The organism is Aeromicrobium tamlense (assembly GCF_013408555.1).
GTDB classification, from domain to species: domain Bacteria; phylum Actinomycetota; class Actinomycetes; order Propionibacteriales; family Nocardioidaceae; genus Aeromicrobium; species Aeromicrobium tamlense.
Window position 1 is genome coordinate 1,059,216 of sequence record NZ_JACBZN010000001.1, and the last position, 17,873, is coordinate 1,077,088.

Annotated in this window: 16 protein-coding genes; 10 read left to right on the forward strand and 6 right to left on the reverse strand. The window is 70.9% G+C overall.

Features of this window, described 5'->3' with window-relative positions:
- Positions 1–38 precede the first annotated feature (38 nt).
- Together BJ975_RS05310 and galE are read left to right on the forward strand one after the other, a co-directional pair.
- Complete coding sequence (locus tag BJ975_RS05310; protein ID WP_179424149.1) at positions 39–1,784, forward strand: carboxypeptidase-like regulatory domain-containing protein; 1,746 nt, start codon at positions 39–41, stop codon at positions 1,782–1,784.
- A gap of 22 nt (positions 1,785–1,806) precedes the next feature.
- The gene (gene galE / locus BJ975_RS05315; RefSeq protein ID WP_179424150.1) at positions 1,807–2,778 is read left to right on the forward strand and encodes a UDP-glucose 4-epimerase GalE; all 972 of its coding nucleotides are present in this window, start codon (positions 1,807–1,809) and stop codon (positions 2,776–2,778) included.
- A gap of 3 nt (positions 2,779–2,781) precedes the next feature.
- Here galE and lexA read toward each other — a convergent pair whose 3' ends face one another.
- Positions 2,782–3,468 carry a transcriptional repressor LexA gene (gene lexA / locus BJ975_RS05320; protein ID WP_218845741.1) on the reverse strand — a complete coding sequence of 229 codons (687 nt, stop codon included), beginning with the start codon at positions 3,466–3,468 and terminating at the stop codon, positions 2,782–2,784.
- Positions 3,469–3,552: 84 nt separating this feature from the next.
- Between lexA and BJ975_RS05325 the strand changes: the two genes are divergently transcribed.
- Positions 3,553–3,861, forward strand: coding sequence for a hypothetical protein (locus tag BJ975_RS05325; protein ID WP_179424151.1), 309 nt, complete (start codon positions 3,553–3,555; stop codon positions 3,859–3,861).
- A gap of 3 nt (positions 3,862–3,864) precedes the next feature.
- Here BJ975_RS05325 and BJ975_RS05330 read toward each other — a convergent pair whose 3' ends face one another.
- A complete protein-coding gene (locus BJ975_RS05330; protein ID WP_179424152.1) occupies positions 3,865–4,791 on the reverse strand; it encodes a YihY/virulence factor BrkB family protein in 927 nt (308 codons plus the stop codon).
- 168 nt (positions 4,792–4,959) lie between these two features.
- On the opposite strand from BJ975_RS05330, the gene BJ975_RS05335 reads away from it, so the two are divergent.
- Together BJ975_RS05335 and BJ975_RS05340 are read left to right on the forward strand one after the other, a co-directional pair.
- Positions 4,960–5,358 carry a LysM peptidoglycan-binding domain-containing protein gene (locus tag BJ975_RS05335; RefSeq protein WP_179424153.1) on the forward strand — a complete coding sequence of 133 codons (399 nt, stop codon included), beginning with the start codon at positions 4,960–4,962 and terminating at the stop codon, positions 5,356–5,358.
- Between the two features lie 145 nt (positions 5,359–5,503).
- Positions 5,504–6,010 (forward strand): hypothetical protein, encoded by a 507-nt coding sequence (locus BJ975_RS05340; RefSeq protein WP_179424154.1) that lies wholly within the window; start codon positions 5,504–5,506, stop codon positions 6,008–6,010.
- A gap of 63 nt (positions 6,011–6,073) precedes the next feature.
- Here BJ975_RS05340 and BJ975_RS05345 read toward each other — a convergent pair whose 3' ends face one another.
- Both BJ975_RS05345 and BJ975_RS05350 read right to left on the reverse strand, forming a co-directional pair.
- Positions 6,074–6,580 (reverse strand): Dps family protein, encoded by a 507-nt coding sequence (locus BJ975_RS05345; protein WP_179424155.1) that lies wholly within the window; start codon positions 6,578–6,580, stop codon positions 6,074–6,076.
- 54 nt (positions 6,581–6,634) lie between these two features.
- The gene (locus tag BJ975_RS05350; RefSeq protein ID WP_179424156.1) at positions 6,635–7,741 is read right to left on the reverse strand and encodes a DUF6596 domain-containing protein; all 1,107 of its coding nucleotides are present in this window, start codon (positions 7,739–7,741) and stop codon (positions 6,635–6,637) included.
- 379 nt (positions 7,742–8,120) lie between these two features.
- On the opposite strand from BJ975_RS05350, the gene nrdR reads away from it, so the two are divergent.
- The gene (nrdR, locus tag BJ975_RS05355) at positions 8,121–8,627 is read left to right on the forward strand and encodes a transcriptional regulator NrdR (protein WP_179424157.1); all 507 of its coding nucleotides are present in this window, start codon (positions 8,121–8,123) and stop codon (positions 8,625–8,627) included.
- A 58-nt stretch (positions 8,628–8,685) separates the two neighbouring features.
- Positions 8,686–11,604 (forward strand): vitamin B12-dependent ribonucleotide reductase, encoded by a 2,919-nt coding sequence (locus BJ975_RS05360; RefSeq protein ID WP_179424158.1) that lies wholly within the window; start codon positions 8,686–8,688, stop codon positions 11,602–11,604.
- 76 nt (positions 11,605–11,680) lie between these two features.
- Here BJ975_RS05360 and BJ975_RS05365 read toward each other — a convergent pair whose 3' ends face one another.
- Both BJ975_RS05365 and BJ975_RS05370 read right to left on the reverse strand, forming a co-directional pair.
- Positions 11,681–12,484, reverse strand: a complete 804-nt coding sequence (locus BJ975_RS05365; protein ID WP_179424159.1) for a phosphatidate cytidylyltransferase — start codon at positions 12,482–12,484, stop codon at positions 11,681–11,683.
- The gene (locus tag BJ975_RS05370; RefSeq protein WP_179424160.1) at positions 12,484–14,193 is read right to left on the reverse strand and encodes an aminotransferase class I/II-fold pyridoxal phosphate-dependent enzyme; all 1,710 of its coding nucleotides are present in this window, start codon (positions 14,191–14,193) and stop codon (positions 12,484–12,486) included. Before BJ975_RS05370 ends, BJ975_RS05365 begins: the two co-directional genes overlap by 1 nt.
- A 117-nt stretch (positions 14,194–14,310) precedes the next feature.
- Here BJ975_RS05370 and BJ975_RS05375 point away from each other — a divergent pair, with 117 nt between their 5' ends.
- The 3 genes from BJ975_RS05375 (at position 14,311) to BJ975_RS05385 (ending at position 17,873) form a co-directional block, all read left to right on the forward strand.
- Entirely contained in the window at positions 14,311–15,486 is a 1,176-nt protein-coding gene (locus BJ975_RS05375) for an NAD(P)/FAD-dependent oxidoreductase (protein ID WP_179424161.1), read from the forward strand.
- A 177-nt stretch (positions 15,487–15,663) separates the two neighbouring features.
- Positions 15,664–16,290 carry a TetR/AcrR family transcriptional regulator gene (locus BJ975_RS05380; RefSeq protein ID WP_218845742.1) on the forward strand — a complete coding sequence of 209 codons (627 nt, stop codon included), beginning with the start codon at positions 15,664–15,666 and terminating at the stop codon, positions 16,288–16,290.
- On the forward strand, positions 16,287–17,873 hold the full coding sequence (locus tag BJ975_RS05385) for an MDR family MFS transporter (protein WP_179424162.1): 1,587 nt from the start codon (positions 16,287–16,289) through the stop codon (positions 17,871–17,873). The genes BJ975_RS05380 and BJ975_RS05385 overlap by 4 nt, the downstream gene beginning before the upstream one ends.

Below are 17,873 nucleotides of genomic sequence, written 5' to 3' on the forward strand. Positions count from 1 at the left end.
GTGGCCCGGACTCATCGCTCAACCAGCTCGGGGATCCCATGCCGTTCCGTCTTCCCTCGCTCGCCGCTGCATGCCTGGCGCTCGTCGGATCTCTCTTCGTCACCGTCGCACCCGCGGAGGCCGCGGGCACGCTGTCGACCAAGACGTCCCTCGTCGCCATGACCAACGCCGGTTACGGCTCGGTCTGGGCGCGCTGCACCAAGAAGAAGGCCTGCAAGGGCACGATCTGGGTCGAGGGCGCCTCCGCGCAGAAGCGCAGCTTCAAGGTCAAGGCGAGGTCGGCCGGCTACGTCACCTTCCGCAACACGAACTGGCGCGCCAAGCCCAAGGCCGTGGTGCGCATGAGCGGCGCGTCCCCGCGCCCCATCACCCAGCAGGCCAAGGTCACCTACGGCACGATCGCCGGCACCGTCGCCCGCACGGGCGGCGCGGCCGCCACCGGCGTCAAGGTCGAGCTGTGGCGCATCGGCTCGCGCAACCGCAACGTGCTGGTCTCCACCGCCTCCGACGTCGAGCGCAACGCCGGTCGGTTCGCGTTCCGCGTCCGCATGGGCGCGAACAACTCGCCGTCGGCCACGTACAAGCTGCACGTCATCGGCACCTCCGGTGGCGAGCGTCGCTCCTGGTGGTGGCGCGGCAACGGCAAGGGCGCCTTCGTCGGCGGTGCGCGCGACATGGGCGCCGGCACCAAGATCAAGGTGACCCGCGGCCTCAACTACCGCTACGTGGCCAACGCCCGCTACTCCTCGATCCGCGGCCAGGTCGTCAACGGCTCCAAGGCCGTCTCCGGCACCGAGGTCACGGTCGTCGGCCGCCCGCCGTACTGGTCGAGGTCCTCGCGCGTGCTGCGTGACCTCGACTTCATGTCCTGCGGCAACGTCTACGGCCGCACCCGCACGAACTCCAGCGGCCGCTACGAGGTCGGCTTCCTGCCCACCTCGGCGAACCGCATCTACGCGGTCAAGCCCGCGGGCAGCCTGTGGTTCGGCTCGAACGACCGTGCCTGGGGCACGTGCCACGCCGTCGTGAACAACCGCGGCGAGTCGCGCTCCACCGCGCGCATGCTGCACCTGCCGAACGCCGGCCTGACCGGCCGTGTGCAGAACATCGGCCGCGGCCGCACCACGGTCAGCGTCGTCGCCGGCGGCTACCAGGGCAAGGCCAGCTCGGCCAAGGTCGACCGCTACCTCACCGTCCGTGAGTACGCGAAGGGCCGCAAGATCCTGGCCTCCGACGTCGTGCGCGCCGGGACCGGCCGCAAGGTCAGCCTCGGCGAGGGCTGGTACTGGTTCGAGATGGGCCGCCGCACCGGCTGCCACGCCTGGTACAAGAGCCGCTACAAGAACAACGACGGCTACTTCAACGGCCTCGACCGTGGCTTCGAGAAGTGGAAGGCCAAGAACTACCGGATGTACCGCCAGCACTGCCGTGCCTGGACCTCGGGCACCTACAAGCTGGTCTACGTCAAGGGCTCGTCGATGCGGGTCGGCCTGAAGAACTACAAGGGCGGCTCGGTCAGCGGCCGCGTGACGGCGGCGAAGGTCAAGCCCCGCACCGAGCTGATGATCCGCCTGACGTCCACCGACGGCAAGAAGGTCTACCGCACCGCGATGACCGACGGCGCCGGCAAGTTCAAGGTCACCGGCCTGGCGTCGGGTCGCTACCGGATCGTCGTGAACGCCGACTCGTGGCGCGGCATCTCGCGCGGCTTCTCCGGGGCCAAGACCGTCAAGGTCACCCGGGGCAAGAACAAGTCGGTCGGCACCCTGCGCTTCCGGCAGTAGTCCGGCGCCCTAGGCTGCCACCATGGCGATCCTGGTCACCGGCGGAGCCGGGTACATCGGCGCGCACGTGGTCCGGGCGCTCGAGCGGGCGGGTCTGGAGTCGGTCGTCGTCGACGACCTCTCCAGCGGCCACCGCGAGTTCGTCCGGCCCGGCGTCCCGTTCATCGACCTCAACGTCCTGCACGCGAAGCAGCTGGTCGACCAGCTCGCCGATCTCCAGATCGAGGCGGTCATCCACCTCGCCGCATTCAAGTACGCGGGCGTCTCGGTGGAGCAGCCGGTGCACACGTGGCGCCAGAACGTCGGCGGCACGCTGAGTCTGCTCCGAGCCATGGAGCGTCTCGACATCGGTGCGATCGTGTTCTCCAGCAGCGCCGCGGTCTACGGCACCCCCGACGTCGAGGTGGTCACCGAGGACACCGCGACCCATCCGGAGTCGCCGTACGGCGAGTCCAAGCTCGTGGGGGAGTGGATGATCCGCGACCAGGGGGTCGCCACCGGACTGCGTCACACCTCGCTGCGGTACTTCAACGTGGTCGGCTCGGGTGAGCCCGACCTGTACGACTCGAGCCCGCACAACCTCTTCCCGCTGGTGATCAAGGCGCTCTCGCAGGGACACCGACCGAGGATCTTCGGCGAGGACTACCCGACGCCCGACGGCACGTGCGTGCGTGACTACGTGCACGTGGCCGACCTCGCCGAGGCGCACGTGACCGCGGTGCGCCGACTGCTGGACGGCCGGGACCTTGAGCCGGTCTACAACCTCGGCAACGGCGACGGCGTGTCCGTGCGCCAGATCATGCAGGCGGTCTCGACCGCCACGGGCGTGGACTTCGAGCCCGAGGTCATGGGACGACGCCCCGGCGACCCGGCCCGCATCGTGGCCTCGGGGGAGCGGGCGGCGCGCGACCTGGACTGGAAGCTCACGCACACCCTCGACGACATGGTCGCCAGTGCGTGGCAGGCCCGACCGGTCGAGCCTGCCGACGACTGAGCGTCAGACGCGACGCAGGACCGCGGTGACCTTGCCGATGATCTGTGCGTCGGTGCCGTCGATCGGCTCGTAGGCCGCGTTCTGGGGGAGCAGCCAGACCTGGCCGTCCTTGCGGCTGAGCGTCTTCACCGTGGCCTCGCCGTCGATCATGGCGGCGACGATCTCGCCGTTCTCGGCGACCTGCTGCTGGCGGATCACGACGTAGTCGCCGTCGCAGATCGCCGCCTCGACCATCGAGTCGCCCTTGACCTCGAGCAGGAACAGGGTGCCGTCGCCGACGAGCGAGCGGGGCAGCGGCATGACCTCCTCGACGCGCTGCTCGGCCAGGATCGGGCCGCCGGCCGCGATGCGGCCCACCATCGGCACGTAGGCCGGCTGGGGGACCGCGTCGCCGCTGTCGGTCTCGTCGACCTCGGCCGGACGGCTGCGCATCGCGGGCTTCGCGTCGGGCAGGAAGATCTCGAGCGCGCGCGGACGGTTCGGGTCGCGGCGGATGAAGCCCTTGCGCTCGAGCATCCGGAGCTGGTGCGAGACCGAGGACGTGCTGGCCAGGTCGCACGCGGCGCCGACCTCGCGCATGCTCGGCGGGTAGCCGCGCGACTCGATGTGGTCCTTCAGGAAGACCAGGATGCGCCGCTGGCGCTTGGTCAGTCCCGTCAGGTCGACCGGCTCGTCCAGGTTCTCGCTCATGGCACGACGGTAGCCGCGGGGCGACCGCGGATCAAACACGTGTTCGATACGGCGTGTCCGGTGTCGGTGGCCTAGGGTGTGGGCGTGAGCTACGTGGTCGTGGGTACGCGCGAGGGCGACGGCTGGACGGTCGACGTGTCGGGGGTGGGTCGTTCCACGGCCGACGACCTGGCCGAGATCGAGGCGTCGGCCCGCGAGGTGCTGCGCGAGCACGGCGTCGCCGACCACGCCACGGTCGACCTGCAGCTGCTGCTGCCCGACTTCGAGGTCGACCTGCAGCGTCGCGGCGTGCCCGACCACGGGCTGCGCCCGGTCGAGATCGTCAGCGGGGTCATCGCGCTGGTCGTGGTGGTCGGCGCGCTCGCCTTCCTCCTCGGCCGCCTGCTCGGCTGAGTCCTAGCGCCGGGTCTGGTCGTCGAGCTCGTCGGTGAAGCGGTCGAGACCCGCCGCGATCTCGGCCTCGTGGGAGCGCCGGCGTGCCAGCTCCTCATCCTCGCTGAGGGTCTCGCGCGTGACGATGTGCTCGCGGGCGGCCTCGACGCAGGCGCCCAGCAGGATCGCGTACATGCCGATCCAGAGCCACAGCAGCAGTACGACCACGCCGGCGAGCGCGCCGTAGGTCTTCGAGTAGTTGCCGAACAGGTCGACGTACAGCGAGAAGCCCACGGACACCAGCAGCCACAGCGCGGACGCCATCAGCACGCCCTTCGTGACGATGCTGCCCGTGGCCGGACGGTCGGGCGCCACGCGATAGAGCACGCCGATCGCCACGACGATGCCGCCGGCCAGCAACACCCAGCGCAGCACGTTGGCCAGCAGCCTGATCCCCGGCACGACGTCGACGAGGTTGAGGACGGCGGGCACCACGGCCACGAGGGAGATCGCGACGAGGCCGAACACCACGCCGGCACCCGTCAGGCCGAGGGCGAGCGCCTTGCTCCTCACGAACGACCGTCCGTCCTGCACGCCGTACAGCTGGTTGATCGCGGTGACGAGGTTGCCGATGCCGCCCGACGCGGCGTAGACGGCGAGCACGATGGCGATCACGGCGCTGAGTCCCAGCGAGCCGGACGGGGCGGAGGTCAGCTGCTCGAGCTGGCCGTTGACGAGCGACGCCGCGTCGGCGGGCAGGGCGTCGGAGATCCGGGTGGTCTGCTCGGCCACCGTCTCGGGGTCGGCGACCAGGCCGTAGATCGAGACGGCGGCGATGAGCGCGGGAAAGAGCGACGTGAACAGGTAGAAGGCGACGCCCGCGGCCAGCAGTGGCGCCTGGCGGGCCGAGGCCTGACGCCACGCGGTGAGGAAGGTGCGCACGATCGACATGCCTCGACGCTAGCGGCGCGTGCGGCCGCCCGCACGACACGCCGATTCGAACAAAATTTCGACGATGCTCGATTCTGTCGGAGCCGACCCGTACAGTCGTTCGTGTGTTCGATAGAACACCTGATCGAATCGAACAGCACGACAGCCCGAACTTCCCCGGAGGCCATCATGAGCATCACCCTCGACCACACCCCGTTCCCGGCGCTCGACCTGCGTCGCCCCGCCGTGACCCGCACGACCTACGTGTCGGCCGCCGCGCAGCCCGCGGCCCCGCTGCGGCTCACGGGCCGGGGCCGCGCCGTGATCGTGGCCGTGGCGCTCGCCGTCATCACGACGCTCGCGATCGTCTTCGGCTCCGCGGTCGCGGCCACCGACTCGGCCTCCGAGCCGGGCATCGTCACCACGGTGACCGTCCAGCCCGGACAGACCCTGTGGAGCATCGCCGCCGAGGCGCGTCCCAACGCCGACATCCGCTCGACCGTCGACGAGATCGTCAAGCTGAACGCGCTCGAGGACGGCGCCTCGCTGCCGATCGGCTCCACCCTCGCGGTGCCGGTCCAGGACTGACCTCTCCGGTCGTCCGCCGCGCCAGCACACGGCGCTCATCGTTGCCTCGGGGAAGGGGCCGGTGGGCGCCGTGTGCGTCTGTTCTCCCGTCGTTCGACACGCCTTCGTGCGGTAGTGGTCCCGCCGGACGCCGGGGCGGCGTAGCGTGGACGAGGACAACGATGTCGAGGAGGTCGTCGCCATGGCCATCGTCGCCCACGGTCACCACATCCACGTGATGACGCGGTTCCGCGGACAGGTGCTCAGTCGCGCCGCGGTGCTGCTGCTCGCCAGCGCGGTCACCTGGCTCGTGCCCGACCGCGCCGGGGCGCACGGGATCGACGCGCCCGCCGCCTGGCTCGGCAGTGCGCTCACCGAGATCCTCTGGCCCGCCGCGGCCGTCCTGCTCGTCGTCCTCGCGGTGGTCGGCTGGGCCTGGCAGCGCGGTCGTCCCGCCGACATGGGCGCCCTGGCCTGGGTCGTGGCCGGGGGAGCGCTCGGCTTCGTCTCCCTGGCCATCGTGCTCGTCAGCGGGCTGGGCGAGGGACCGGTCTACTGGTGGCTCGGCTCGGCCGTCGTCATCACGTCGATGACCCTGCAGGTCCTCGCCGCGCTGGCCGGCCACGGGATCGCCGTGCTGCAGGCCCGGCGCTCCGCGGCCGCCCCCGCCTGACGCCCTGCGCGCGGAACGCCCCCGGTCCGACGGACCGGGGGCGTTCTCGGGTGTGGGGGAGTGTCAGCTCTTGAGCTCGCCGCCAGCGCTCTCGAGGTGCGCGCGGACGAACCAGTGGAACAGCTCCAGCGTCTTGATCTGTCCGATGACCATGTCCTCGGTCACGGGATCGAGGTCGGCGACGGCGGCCTGGGCCTTGCGGTGGTCGTCGATGAGGCCGATGTAGACCTCGTCGAGTGCCTTGAGGTGCTCGGTCGTGGTCGCGCGGCCCAGCGGGTAGTCGTCCCACGAGCGGCCCTCCACGATCGCGGCGGGCGTGCCCAGCGGCACGGCGCCGAGGGTGGCGATGCGCTCCGCGGTCTCGTCGACCATGTCGCGCACCTCCACGACGTGGGGATCGATCATCTCGTGCACGGCGATGAAGTGGGGGCCCACGACGTTCCAGTGCACATGCTTCAGGGTCAGCATCAGGTCGTTGAGTGCGTTCAACCGGTCCTGCAGCGTCTTCGCGATGCTCTCGCCATCGGCGATGCTGAGACCGGGAACCGTGTACTTGGGTTTGGTGGCCATGCCTCCACCGTAGGGTGCTCGCAGCGGCTCGCAACCGCAGCGAATGTGACGTGACTAGCGCTCGACCTCGCCGCGCAGCCTCTGGTGCTCCGACGCGCTGCGCGCGCGTGCGACCGCTGCGGTCCATGCTCGGTCTGCCTCCTCGGCGCGGCCCATCCGGCGCAGCAGCTCGGCACGGGTGGCGTGGAAGAGGTGCGTGTCGACGCCCATGCGCTCGACCGACTCCAGCGCGGCCTCGGGGCCCGTCACCTCGGCCACCGCACACGCGCGCCCGAGCGCGACGGCGTCGGAGGGTGCGAGCTCCATGAGGCGGTCGTACAGCGTCAGCAGGCGGGGCCAGTCGGTGTCGGACGCCTCGTGGGCCGTGACGTGCGCGGCCTGGATGGAGGCGCGGACCTGGTAGGGGCCGGTGCGCCCCTTGCGCTGGCTGCCCCGCAGCAGGAACAGCCCTTCCTCGATCTCGGCGTGGTGCCACAGGTCGCGGTCCTGGACCTCGAGCGCGCGCAGGGTGCCGTCGGACTCCTGACGTGCGTCGCGTCGCGCCCGGGTGAGCAGCATGAGCGCCAGCAGGGCGCGTGGCTCCTGCTCGCCATGGAAGAGCTCGATGAGCACCCGGGTGGTCTCGACCGCCTCCCACGGCAGGTCGACGGGCGCATGGGGGTGCACGACGCCGTCGTCGAAGATCAGCATCAGGACGTCGAGCACACGACCGAGCTGCGCCGAGACGTCCTCCTCGGCGATCGGCTCGCCGAGGCTCGGTCGCACCCGCATCTCGGCCCAGGCGATCCGCTGGGCCATGACCGGCTCGGGGGCGGCGAACACGTGCCCGATGTCATCGGTGGACAACCCAGCGGCCGCGCTGAGCACGAGCGCGATGCGTGCCGCTTCGGGCAGGGATCGATGAGCGCACGTCGCCAGCAGACGCAGGACGGGAGCGGTGTCGTCCGCGGGGACCCTGCCGGGAGGCCGCTCCAGCCCGGCGACCTCCCACGCCCGCGCCAGGATGGCGTCGGGCTCCCAGTCGTCAGCGCCTCGCGGCGGCGCGGCCAGCGCGGCGTCGAGCGCTGTGCGGGCTGGGGTGACGTCGCCCAGGCGGTCGGTCAGGACGGCCAGGGCGCGCAGGCGTGCGGAACGGAGCTCGCGAGGCAGGGACGTTGTCATCGGGTGACGGGCGACGCGGTGGCGGCGCGCGGGCTCCTCTCGATTCTCGGGGCGGCGATCGCGGGCGGGTGACCCCTCGATGGTGGCCGACACGCCGGGACTCCGCGACTCGAGAGACCGTCGCCCCCGTTCCCACCAGCGCAAACGCCGGGGTTGCAGGGGCGTCGACGCATTCTGTCGGACGTGTCTGCGAAGTTGTTGCTTACGGGCTCACTGGCACGTAGAGTGACCACTACATCTAGTAGTTACACGGATGTGATTCTCCACATATAGGTCCACAGCAATCCTGCTGTTGCCCACAGCCCGCGAGGATCTGTCCACAGTTCGTCCCCAGGCCCGTCCACGGGGACCCCGATCCGCCCGACGCGAGGAGGAAGCCATGCACTGCCCGTTCTGCCGGAACACCGACACCCGCGTGCTCGACTCCCGCGTCGCCGACGAGGGCGGCTCGATCCGTCGTCGTCGCGCGTGCTCGCAGTGCGAGAAGCGCTTCACCACGATCGAGCAGATGCAGCTCATGGTCGTGAAGCGCTCGGGCGCCACCGAGCCGTTCGTCCGCGAGAAGGCGGTCGCCGGCGTCGCCAAGGCCTGCAAGGGCCGCCCGGTCTCCACCGACGACCTCGCGTGCCTGGGCCAGCAGGTCGAGGACACCCTGCGGGCCTCGGGCCAGGCCGAGATCAACACGCAGGACATCGGACTGGCCATCCTCGAGCCGCTGCGCACCCTCGACGAGGTTGCGTACCTGCGGTTCGCCTCGGTCTACAAGTCCTTCGACTCCGCCGACGACTTCGTCGCCGAGATCGCCGGGCTGATGGCCGACCACGCCGACATCTCCACGCTGGACGAGGCCGAGCTCGACGCGGCCGACCCCGGACACGGGTCTTGACGGACCCCCACCAGACGCCACACCCAACCACGCAGCACCACCAGGACAGGAGCACCACATGACCGAGACGGTCGGCGGGAACTCGGGACCCGCCCCTCGCACCAGCCGCAAGTCCGCCTCCAAGGCCGGACTCAAGATCGAGCGCGTCCACACCACCGAAGGCGTGCACCCCTACGACGCGGTCACGTGGGAGCGTCGCGACGTCGTCCAGACCAACTGGAAGACCGGCGAGACCGTCTTCGAGCAGCGTGGCGTGGAGTTCCCCGACTTCTGGAGCCTCAACGCCTCCACCATCGTCACCACCAAGTACTTCCGCGGCGCCGTGGGCACGCCCGAGCGTGAGCAGAGCCTGCGCCAGCTGCTCGACCGCGTGGTGCTCACGTACGTCAAGGCCGGCAAGGACTTCGGCTACTTCTCCTCCGACGCCGACGCCGAGATCTTCGAGCACGAGCTGACGTACATGCTCCTGCACCAGGTCTTCAGCTTCAACAGCCCGGTGTGGTTCAACGTGGGCACGTCCAGCCCGCAGCAGGTCAGCGCGTGCTTCATCCTGGCGGTCGACGACTCGATGGACTCGATCCTGAACTGGTACCGCGAGGAGGGCCTGATCTTCAAGGGCGGCTCCGGTGCCGGCCTGAACCTGTCGCGCATCCGCTCGAGCAAGGAGCTGCTCCGCTCCTCCGGCGGCACCGCCTCGGGCCCGGTCTCCTTCATGCGTGGCGCCGACGCCTCCGCCGGCACGATCAAGTCCGGTGGCGCCACCCGTCGCGCCGCCAAGATGGTCGTGCTCGACGTCGACCACCCCGACATCGTCGAGTTCGTCGAGACCAAGGAGCGCGAGGAGGAGAAGATCCGCGTGCTGCGTGACGCGGGCTTCGACATGGACCTGGGTGGCTCCGACATCACCAGCGTCCAGTACCAGAACGCCAACAACTCGGTCCGCGTCAACGACGAGTTCATGGAGGCCGTCGAGGCCGGCACCGCCTTCGGCCTGCGCGCCCGCACCACCGGCGAGGTCATCGAGGAGATCGACGCCCGCGACCTGTGGGGCAAGATGGCCCAGGCCGCGTGGGCCTGCGCCGACCCGGGCATCCAGTACGACTCGACGATCAACGACTGGCACACCACGCCGGAGTCGGGCCGCATCACCGCCTCGAACCCGTGCAGCGAGTACATGCACCTGGACAACTCCAGCTGCAACCTGGCCAGCCTCAACCTGCTGAAGTTCCTCACCGACGAGGGCACCTTCGACACGCAGAAGTTCGTCAAGAGCGTCGAGTTCATCATCACCGCGATGGACATCTCGATCTGCTTCGCCGACTTCCCGACCGAGGCGATCGGCGACACCACCCGCAAGTTCCGCCAGCTCGGCATCGGCTACGCCAACCTCGGCGCCCTGCTGATGGCCTCGGGCCTGGCGTACGACTCCGAGGGCGGCCGCGCGCTCGCCGCGTCGATCACGTCGCTCATGACGGGCACGTCCTACCGTCGCAGCGCCGAGCTCGCGGGTGTCGTCGGCGCCTACGAGGGCTACGCGGCCAACGTCGACGGCCACCAGCGCGTCATGCGCAAGCACCAGGCGGCCAACGACGAGATCCGCTCCAAGCACGCGATGGACATCGCCGTGCAGAAGGAGGCCACCAAGCAGTGGGCGGCCAACCTGAAGATCGGTGAGAAGAACGGCTGGCGCAACTCGCAGGCCTCGGTCCTGGCGCCCACCGGCACGATCGGCTTCATGATGGACTGCGACACCACCGGCATCGAGCCGGACTTCTCGCTGGTCAAGTTCAAGAAGCTCGTCGGCGGCGGCTCGCTGCAGGTCGTCAACCAGACGATCCCCGTCGCGCTGGAGAAGCTGGGCTACACCGGCGAGACCATCGAGGCGATCGTTGAGTACATCGCCGAGAAGGGCCACGTCATCGACGCCCCGGGCCTGCGCCCCGAGCACTACGAGGTCTTCGACTGCGCGGTCGGCGAGCGTGCGATCAAGCCGATGGGCCACGTCCGGATGATGGCGGCCTGCCAGCCGTTCCTGTCCGGCGCCATCAGCAAGACGGTCAACATGCCCGAGACCTCCACGGTCGACGAGATCGCCGACGTCTACTTCCAGGGTTGGAAGCTCGGCCTGAAGGCGCTCGCGGTCTACCGCGACAACTGCAAGGTCGGCCAGCCGCTGTCCAGCCAGAAGGCCCAGGACGACAAGACCGACGCGCCGAAGGCCACCGAGGTCCAGGTCGTCGAGAAGATCGTCGAGAAGCCGATCCGTCGTCGCCTGCCGAAGTCGCGCGCGTCGATCACCACCAGCTTCAGCGTCGGCGGTGCCGAGGGCTACATGACCTCCGGCGCCCACGACGACGGCACGCTGGGCGAGATCTTCCTCAAGCTCGGCAAGCAGGGCTCGACCCTGGCCGGCGTGATGGACGCGTTCAGCATCGCGGTGTCGATCGGCCTGCAGTACGGCGTGCCGCTGGAGACCTTCGTCAGCAAGTTCACGAACCTCAAGTTCGAGCCCGCCGGTCTGACCGACGACCCGGACGTGCGGATGGCGCAGTCGATCATGGACTACGTGTTCCGCCGGGTGGCGCTGGACTACCTGGACTTCGACACCCGTTCGGCGATGTCCATCCACTCGGTCGAGGAGCGTCAGCGCTACCTGGACACGGGCTCGTACGAGCCGGTCAAGGGTGACGGCACGACGGCGGCCGAGCTGGTCTCCGAGGAGCCCGCGGGTGCCTCGAGCGAGGCCGCGGCCGAGCTGAAGGCCGAGGCGCAGGTCGCCGACGCCGCGGCGGTCGAGGTCCAGATCGAGACGGCGCGTCCGGCCTCCGGCCAGGCGCACACCTCGGCGGAGCTGCTGGAGGAGATCACGGGCGCGGCGGTCGACAGCCCGCTGTGCATGACCTGCGGCACGAAGATGCGGCCGGCCGGATCCTGCCACGTCTGCGAGGGCTGCGGCAGCACCAGCGGCTGCAGCTGACCGTCACGAGCCGCGGCGCGGTCGACCCTGGGGAAGGGGTCGGCCGCGCCGCTCTCGTGTGTCCGGGGTCGGGCGCTCAGGACAGGAGCAGGACGGTGGCCAGCGCCAGGAGCGTGGAGTCGATCCGGTCCAGCAGCCCGCCGGCGCCGGCCATCATGGTGCCGGAGTCCTTCGCCCGCACGCCGCGCTTGACGAGGGACTCCAGGAGGTCGCCGGCCGGGGCGCCGACGGCGACCGCGATCGCGGTGGGCCACGTCAGCGCGCCGAGCAGCGCGAGCACGGCGATGCCCGCCGCGGCACCGACCAGCAGGCCGCTCCACCGCTTCGCCGGGGACAGGGGCGACAGCCGTGGTCCGCCGAGTCGGGGCCCGGCGAAGAACGCGACGATGTCGGCCACCGACACGGCGACGAACAGGGCCAGCGCGGTGCCCCCGAGCGTCACGAGCCCGGCGAGCGGAGCCAGCCAGGCGAGCCCCAGGAGCCCACCGCTGATCCGGCGCAGCCCCTCGTCCGCGTCGCCCTGCAGGAGCGGCGGCGCCACGACGAGCAGCGCCCCGGCGCCCAGCGCGTGCAGGACGAGGTCGGGCTCGAGCCAGGAGGTGCCCACGACGCCGACCAGGGCGACGCCGAGCACCACGACGTCCTCGCGGCGCAGCCCGAGCAGGATCCCGAGCTCGATCGCCGCGACGATGCCGGCCACCGAGGCGAGCAGGGCCGTCCCGGGCCCGCCCCACCAGAACAGGGCCACGACGACCGGCACGGCTCCGGCCCAGATGAGCCAGCGACGGATCAGCTCCCCGCGCCGGGACGCCAGGACCGCGATCCCGCCGATCACCAGGGCGCCGCCGATCCAGGGGACGAGCGACTCGACGGAGACCATCAGCGGCCCAGCACCTCGGCGCAGGCGGCGACGATGCGGTCGTTCTCCTCCACGTCACGCACCGCGACCCGTACGGTCCGGCCCTCGTAGGCGGGCGAGAGCGGCGACAGGTCGCGCAGGAAGACGTCGTGCTCGCGCAGCGCGGCGACGAAGGAGGCCGCGCTCGGCCCGCCGCGGGGGAGGGTGAGGCACAGGAAGTTCGCCTCGGAGTCCTCGACCTCGAGGCCTCCGATCCCGTCCAGCCGCTTGGCGAGGTCGCGGCGCAGCTCGTGGGTCCGGTCCCAGGCGTCGCGGTAGTGGTCGGGATCGCGCAGCGCCGCGACGGCGGCGACCTGCGCCGGGAGACTGACCTGCCACGGCGGGGTGAGGCGGCGCATCGCGGTCGCGGTCTCGGGGCGCGCCACGAGGTAGGCGGCGCGCATCCCCGACAGTGCGTACATCTTCGACAGCGAGGTGCACACGACGAGGCGCGGGTCGGTGGCGGCCAGCCCGGCCAGGGACTCCCCGGGGCCGACGTAGCCCAGGTAGGCCTCGTCGACCCACCAGCGGGTCCCGTCCGGCGATGCGGTGATCGCACGACGGAGGTCCTCCGCGGGCGTCAGCCGACCCGTGGGGTTGTTCGGGTTCACCACCACGACGAGGTCGTACGCGCCCGCGGCCACCGTGGCCGCGAGGGCCCCGGTGTCGACGCGCCAGCCGTCCTCGCGCCGGAGGACGAACCGCTCGACGTGGCAGCCGACGACGCGCTCGGTGACGTGGGCGTACTCGCCGTACCCGGGGTCGACGAGCAGCACCCGGCTGGACGGCGTGAGCCAGGACGTGAAGGCGCGGAAGATGAGGTCGGAGGACCCGGACCCCACCGCGAGCGCGTCGACCGGCAGACCGCGGTGGGCGGCGATCTCGGCGAGCAGTCCCTCGGCGACCGACGGCGGGGACGTGCGGGCGAGCCACCCCGGATCCTCGGCGAGCAGGGCGCGCGCGCCGGGCGCCGGCTCGAACCAGGCGTCGAGGACGTCGGCGGCGACGACCTCGGTGCGGCGCTCGAGCGTGCGGAAGGCGGTGCCGATCGCGCCGAACGACGCGCCGCCGTGCTCGCAGCCGTCGGGGCGGGTGGCGAACGGGGCGTCGAGCTCCCACGTGACGGTGGTCCGCCAGCGCTCGACGAGCTCCGCGAACGGACCGAGCGCGAGCGCCGTGAGAGCGGCGACGGACGTGCTCATGACCTCGAAGTCGACCGAGCCGCTGCTCACCGTGCGGCCGGTGGGCACGAGCCCGACGCCGCGGTAGAGGTCCATGACCTCGCTGCGTCCCATCGCGACGATCGTGCGACCGCCGCGGCTGGCCACCCAGCGCATCGCGGCGTACATCAGCAGCGTGGCGACGCCGGTGTGCCGCTGGTCGGGCCGCACCGTGAGGATGCGGACCTCGAACACGTCGGGCTCGTCGAGCAGCGGGAGCTCCGCGCGGGTGACGTACTTGTCGAGGCCGAACCGGCCCACCCACGGCGGCGTGACGCTCACGAAGCCGACCGGCTCGCCGTCGCGGGCCGCGACGAGGTAGACGTTGTCGCCGTCCAGCGTGTCGGTGAGGAGGCCGTCGGCGTTGGTCGGGTGCTGCCCGAGCTCCTCCGCATAGACGCGGTGCCGCAGGGCGAGGGCCCAGGACACGTCCTCCGGCGTTGCGGTACGAATCGTCAGGTCGTCGTTCACGTGGATCTCCTCGCGGGGCGGCCGAGTGGCCAACCTACGGCACCGCGGGGGTGCGTGGGGGCACATCGTCTCCGCGCGCGGGGTTGCGTCGCGGCCCGCGGGGCGGACGATGGGGGCATGGAGCGACTCGTGATCGTCGGAGGAGGACTGGCCGCCGCGAAGGCGGTCGAGCGACTGCGTGAGGAGGGGTACGAGGGATCGGTGACCGTCGTGGGCGCCGAGGGGAGCCCGCCGTACGAGCGGCCGCCGCTGTCGAAGGACCTGCTGCTCGGCAAGGACACCGACCCGACGGTGCTCGACGCCGACTGGTGGTCCGAGCACGACGTGCAGCTGATGACGGGCACGCGGGTCACCGCGCTCGACCGCGAGGCGCGGCGGGTCGAGCTGGAGTCGGGGGACCGGCTCGAGTACGACCTGCTGGTGCTGGCGACCGGCGCCGAGCCGCGGGTGCCCGACCTGCCGGGCGCCGACCGGGCGCTCTACCTGCGCACCCTCGAGGACAAGGACCGCATCCTGGCCACGCTGGAGTCCGGGAGCCGGCTCGTCATCGTCGGCGCGGGCTGGATCGGGCTGGAGGTGGCGGCCGCGGCGCGCAGCCACGACGTCCGAGTCACGGTGCTCGAGCGCGACGACCTGCCCCTGCAGCGGGTGCTCGGCGACGAGCTGGCCACGCACCTGGCCGCGTTGCACCGCTCCCACGGGGTCGACCTGCGCACCGGGGTCACGGTGGAGGAGATCGTGCTGGGGGACGACGGACCCGTCGGCGTCCGCGCGTCGGGGGAGACCATCGAGGCCGACCACGTCCTCGTCGCGATCGGTGCGGTGCCGGCGACGGCGCTGGCCGAGGAGTCCGGCCTCGAGGTGGACGACGGCATCGTCGTGGACGAGCGGTTCCAGACCGCCGACGAGCACGTCCTGGCGATCGGCGACGTCGCGGGAGCGTGGAACGTGACGCTCGAGGACCGGCTCCGCGTCGAGCACTGGGACAACGCGATCCGGCAGGGCCGCGCCGTGGCCGACGTGCTGCTGGGCCGCGACACGGTGCACGACTGGTACCCGTACTTCTACACCGACCAGTTCGAGTTCTCGATGGAGTACGTCGGGCGCCCCGGACCCAAGGACACGGTGGAGATCCGCGGCGACCTCGAGGCGAATGCCTTCATCGCCTACTGGATCGACGAGGAGTCGCGGCTGACCGCGGGCATGAACGTGGGGATCTGGGACGTGAACGACACGCTGCGCGAGATGGTCGGCACCCGAGTGGACCGCTCGGAGCTGACCGACTTGAGCTGAGCGGGCCGCCGCCGGGGTGGGGCCCCGGTCTGCACCACACCGCCCGGGGCCCCGTCCCGAGCTGCGGGGGCGTGCGCGGGACCCCTCGACCGTAGGTGACGAACGACACGAGGGCAACTCGCAGTTACCGTCGCTCTGCACTGGTGCAAGGTTTGCACGACTGCATAGAATGCAGTTGTGCAAACTGAAGTCGTCAGCCCTCTCGTGGCCGAGCGCCAGCGCCAGACGTGGACCGCCATCCACCATGCCGCGGCCACGGCCGCCCTCGAGCACGGTCCCGACGCCGTCACGGTCGCGCAGATCGCGGCCACCGCCGGCATCTCGCCGCGCACCTTCTTCAACTACTTCGAGTCCAAGGAGGACGCCATCGTCGGCGTCCGTCCGGCGCGGGTCACCGAGGAGACGCTGCAGGCGCTGCGCGACTCCGAGGGCCAGCCCGCGCTCAAGCGCGTCAGCCTCCTGGTCCTGGAGGTCGCCTCCAGCACCATCGGTCCCGAGGTCGACCTCGCCCAGCGCCGCGCGCTGTCCGCGGCCAACCCGCGGCTGCGCTCGCGACTCACCCAGGTCTTCACCGACGCGCGCAAGCTCGTCGTCGCCCGCTTCGTCGAGGACGTCGAGATCCCGTGGCTCGGCATCGCCGGCCTCCCGGCCGACCTGCACGAGGCCCGCGCCCTGATCCTGCTGGCCGGATCGGTCGTCACGCTCGCGTGGACGAACGATCCCGACCAGCTCATGTCCCACCGCGACGACGCTCTCGACGCGGCCATCGCCACCTTCCGGAAGGTCACCTCCACCGCCCTATGACCACGACATCCCCCTCCACCACGACGCACGAGAAGCGCACCGTCACCCTCGTCTTCGCCGCGCTCATGCTCGTCATGCTGCTCGCCTCCCTGAGCCAGACGGTCCTGTCGACCGCGCTGCCGACGATCGTCGGCTCGCTCGACGGCGCCGACCACATCGCGTGGGTCATGACCGCCTACCTGCTGGGCATGACCGTCACGATGCCGATCTACGGCCGCCTCGGCGACCGCGTCGGCCGCAAGCCCATGCTGCTGATCGCGATCACCCTGTTCACGATCGGCTCGCTCGTGGGCGCCCTCGCCCAGGACATGACCGTCCTGATCGCCGGCCGCGCCGTCCAGGGCCTCGGCGGCGGCGGCCTCATGGTGCTGTCGCAGGCCGCCATCGCCGACGTGGTGCCGGCCCGCGATCGCGGCAAGTACATGGGCATCCTCGGTGCCGTGTTCGGCCTCTCCTCAGTCGCCGGCCCGCTGCTCGGCGGCTGGTTCACCGAGGGTCCCGGCTGGCGCTGGACCTTCTGGATCAACGTGCCGCTGGGCATCATCGCGGCCGTCGCCGTGGTCGCGCTGCTGCACAAGCCCACCACCGAGCGGGCCCGGACCCGGGTCGACTTCCTCGGCATGGCGCTGCTCGCCCTCGCGACGAGCTCGCTGATCCTCGCCGCGACGTGGGGCGGTCACCAGTACGACTGGAACAGCCCGCAGATCATCGGCCTCATCGTGACGACCATCGTCGGCGCGATCGCGTTCGTCGCGGTCGAGCGTCGCGCGGAGGAGCCCGTCATGCCGCTGGCGCTGTTCCGCGACCGGAACTTCAACCTCACGACGGTAGGCGTCATCATCCTCGGCGTCGCGATGTTCGGGTCGCTGTCGTACCTGCCCACCTACCTGCAGATGTCGGTCGGCGTCGACGCCACCCACGCGGGCCTCATGATGATCCCGATGATGGGCGGCATGCTCGTCACGTCCATCGTCGTGGGCCAGGCCGTCAGCCGCACGGGCAAGTACCGCTGGTACCCGATCGCCGGCGCGCTGGTCACGGGTCTCGGCCTGTTCCTGCTCTCCACGATCGAGATCGGCGACTCGCGCTGGCAGATCGAGGGCTCGCTGCTGGTGCTCGGCATCGGCATCGGCCTGGGCATGCAGATCCTGACGCTGATCGTGCAGAACTCGTTCTCGCACCGCATCGTCGGCACGGCCACCGCGGCGAACAACTACTTCCGCCAAGTGGGCGGCACGCTCGGTGCCGCGGCCGTGGGCTCGATCTTCACGTCGCGCCTGACCGAGTCGCTCGCGACCAGGCTGCCGTCGGCCGGCGAGGCGCACAGTGGGTCGTCCTCGCTGACGCCCGACTCGGTGGCCCACCTCCCGCAGGAGATCCACGACATCGTCGTGACCGCCTACAACGGCGCGCTGATGCCGATCTTCCTGTGGCTGGCGCCGCTGACGCTGGTCTCGGCCCTCGTGCTGTGGTTCGTGCACGAGAAGCCGCTGCGCCACACGATCGAGGCGTCCAAGCAGGAGGAGTCGCTCGGCGAGCAGACCCTCGACGCCACGGAGGCGATGACCGGCGCCGAGCGCTGA